Below are 3,203 nucleotides of genomic sequence, written 5' to 3'. Positions count from 1 at the left end.
ATTTCCTACTCTCTGAGAGTTTTGCGCTGGGAGGGGGCTCGCTTAAGAATAGCGAATACTGAATCAGAATACAAAAAAGGAATTTAGCTGTCAAATAGAAATTGTTTTAATATGATATGCCTTTCGAAGACGAGATTCTTGATTAATAAAAATATTATGTGCAATAGCTGAATAAAAGCCTGATTCAACATGGGGTTAATCAAAATTACTGCACATAATATCCCTACTATTTTTGTTTGACGGTCATAGTAGTTGCGGATGTATCTAGTTAATAGTTGTTGCTTGATTATAATGCAAATGCTAATATTTTTTGTTGACAGGGACGACCCTGTTAAGAAATTCATTCATTGAGGACGACCTCTTTTTTAAGGGGTGTCTTATGTCTTGGTTTATTCTAATTATTGCTGGTTTATTCGAAGTCTGTTGGGCTATTTTACTCAAATACACCAATGGGTTTACTCATATATGGTCATCAATAGGTACTCTAATAATGCTACTCATCAGTATTCTCTTTCTAGCTGTTGCAATGAAGGATTTGCCAGTAGGAACTGCTTATACGGTTTGGACAGGGATTGGCGCTCTTGGCACGGTCATTTTAGGTATTGTATTCTTCGGCGACTCTGCTTCAATAGGAAAATTGTTCTGTTTGGGTCTCATTTTTCCGGGGTAATTGGACTTAAAACTCTTTCATCATAAGATGAATTGTGGTGAATTATGTGCAGTGATTTTTGGTTAACTTTTTGTAAAATGAGGCTTTTATTCAGCTACTGCACATAATTACCTACTAACCACAATAGACCCTGACTATAGCGATACGAGAATGGCCCATCTCAAGGCTTATAATTTCCCGGGCTTTGCGATCTATTTCTCTTTGATTTTCAGGTAAATTTTTCGATGGGATGCCACCTTCAATAGGGCTTTTGAATGGTTTATTGTCTGGAGATAATTGACTGGTGAGTTCATGATAACGCCTTTGGGCATAGGCATGGCGTAAACCATGGCATTTTTTAATCTCATCTTTTCCGTCTCAGTTTGGTATCGTCTCAGATGCTGTTTATAGGTTTTACCCTTGGGGATTAATGATTGATTATAAGGAACCTGACGAAAGGCTTTCTCTAACCATTGTCTTTGTTCATTACTAGTAATATCAAGAGTTCTTCCTATACCGCCTTTGGTCCAGCTGGGCCTGATGACCAAATGATTTCCTTGCCAGGCTTCGCTAATGACCAGTTTCATTGATTCTTCACGCCTCAGACCAAAAAGATACTGCGCTTCTAGCGATAAGCGTATCATTGGATCATTGCATTTGGAAAAATCGACTTCTGTAATGGCTTTATTATAGGTTGGAGCATAACTGCGCCTACTAATTTGATAATGATCATTGCTTTGTTTGACGAGCTCTGGTTTATTTAGTAGGACGGACACCTTGCGTAATTTAGCCATGTAATTTTTGATTGTGCCAGGGTTTTTACCCTGATTTTTCCAGTGCTCAACTAAGACATGAATATGTTTGGGTTTTAAACCTTTGATATGTGCGACCATTAGTCCATGTTCGTGCAGATCTTTAATACAGCGATTAAGAATATGGCGCATGTCTGCTTTGCTGGCGTAGGAGTATCCTTTGAGATCCTTTAGACATTCATTTATCGAATAGAGTGCGTTTTTTAGTTTTGATTTACTCATGCAGGTATGACCATAGTGTGTTTCGTGATTTAATGCCCATTTCATCATGTAGGAGCAAGTAGGTTTGATAGTTGCCTAGAAGTGGCAGCAGATATTCATACATTTGCTTGGCATAAAAATAACGCCAGGATTTTTTGCTGGTAAGTTGTGTTTTGCAAGGGTGTTGTGCCAGTCTGACCGGATTTGTTTATAGCCCAAATGGTGTATCAGGTTGAGACCATTAGTTAGCTGGTTTAAATCAGACAGAATTTGTTTTTGCACTTCATTTCTGATGGGAATCATCCTGTCAGCAGAGTTAAATGCGATATCACGGGTAATCCAGAGTTTTTGTTCTTTGATATGGATACCGGGTTTGACGTGGAATGTTTCACTAAAAGTTAATCCGAATAGTGTTTGCAATGCCATGATTAATTGAGAGGTACTATCAGTGAACGATTCCCAGATGTTGGGTTTCAAGTCTAAGCGTTGGCTTGATAGTCTTTGACGGTTTAATTGCAATGATTTGTTATCTATATTGGGTATTGAGCAATCTATACTCTGTAAATAATTTCTAATGATAGTCATGTGGCGCATGATGGTTGCATCTTTCAGATGGCATTTTCTCCAATGCTCAACCAGTTTTTGGATATGCTCTTGCTCCAGGTTATTCCATAATTTAGGTACATCACCAATACGAAATAAATCATCTATCATTTTTTGAATGACATAAGCCCGTTGTTTTCTCTCTCTGTAGCTGCCGTTATTATCAAGTTGTAAATAACGGTTGGCTGTTTGTCGTAAGGAATATTTTCTCATCGTCCAATCCGAAAATTCATTTGCCCTGTCTCTGGTTTAGTGTTGGTCGAGCGGCTCACTCAAAGATGAAACCCGGCAAAAGCCGTAAGCTCGAAGTAGGGGGCAAAACAATCGTTATATGGCAAACGATCTCGCCTGTTTAAAGCAGTTTTTTGGGTCGGTGTTTTCTCCTTATTAGCTGATTAATAAAAATGACAAGACAATGGGCCTTATCACAAGTCCATGGTCAAATTGAAATAAATTGACTTAAACTCCCGAGAGAGTTGCCCTGCCGGATGACAGAGATTCCTAGATGGTTTTCCCGACTGAACGTCCAGCCACAGAGTTAGGGAATGAAGTGGCGTTGCATAAGACATCAGAAGACGTTTCGCCGGAATCGCACCAGCTCATCAGTTATGCTTTATTTAAAACTATCAAAGCGGTGCTTGCTGCGCAAGGGTTTAAGGAGAAGAATTTTGTCCTGACGCGTGAAGCGCGCCAGGACAAAATGACTGAATGTGTTGATTTTACTGGGTAAAATCAAGGTTGGTTTTCTGCGTCACTGCACATAAATTGCAGTGACGCAGTTGGAGGAAAGTACATTTTGTTACTCACTACAAAAAACTTTCAATTTGGCTCCAAATGAATTTACAGTTTTTGCACAATTTAATAATTGTAAGCATATTTGTAAGGCTTCAGCTCTATAAGTTAAAACGGTCTTTAGGTTCTCTGATAAGCAGCTTTTT

The 3,203-nt window shown here is 38.8% G+C and carries 2 protein-coding genes and 2 pseudogenes; 2 read left to right on the top strand and 2 right to left on the bottom strand.

Annotated elements, in window-relative coordinates:
- The first annotated feature begins 379 nt into the window (after window positions 1–379).
- On the top strand, window positions 380–670 hold the full coding sequence (locus BN58_RS00885) for a DMT family transporter (protein ID WP_019215223.1): 291 nt from the start codon (window positions 380–382) through the stop codon (window positions 668–670).
- Between the two features lie 114 nt (window positions 671–784).
- On the opposite strand, the pseudogene BN58_RS20895 reads toward BN58_RS00885, so the two are convergent.
- A pseudogene (locus BN58_RS20895) lies at window positions 785–1,683 on the bottom strand (phage integrase N-terminal domain-containing protein).
- Window positions 1,676–2,478: pseudogene (locus tag BN58_RS20890) on the bottom strand (phage integrase N-terminal domain-containing protein). Before BN58_RS20890 ends, BN58_RS20895 begins: the two co-directional pseudogenes overlap by 8 nt.
- A gap of 292 nt (window positions 2,479–2,770) precedes the next feature.
- On the opposite strand from BN58_RS20890, the gene BN58_RS00870 reads away from it, so the two are divergent.
- Window positions 2,771–2,995, top strand: coding sequence for a hypothetical protein (locus BN58_RS00870; RefSeq protein WP_019215222.1), 225 nt, complete (start codon window positions 2,771–2,773; stop codon window positions 2,993–2,995).
- Window positions 2,996–3,203: the final 208 nt, after the last annotated feature.

The sequence above is a fragment of the Legionella tunisiensis genome, from assembly GCF_000308315.1.
Classification (GTDB): domain Bacteria; phylum Pseudomonadota; class Gammaproteobacteria; order Legionellales; family Legionellaceae; genus Tatlockia; species Tatlockia tunisiensis.
This window is presented reverse-complemented; position numbering and strand designations above follow the sequence as displayed.

Coding starts and splice junctions, on each gene's coding strand:
- BN58_RS00885 (WP_019215223.1), top strand. CDS start 380: ATGTCTTGGTTTATTCTAATTATTGCTGGTTTATTCGAAGTCTGTTGG.
- BN58_RS00870 (WP_019215222.1), top strand. CDS start 2,771: ATGGTTTTCCCGACTGAACGTCCAGCCACAGAGTTAGGGAATGAAGTG.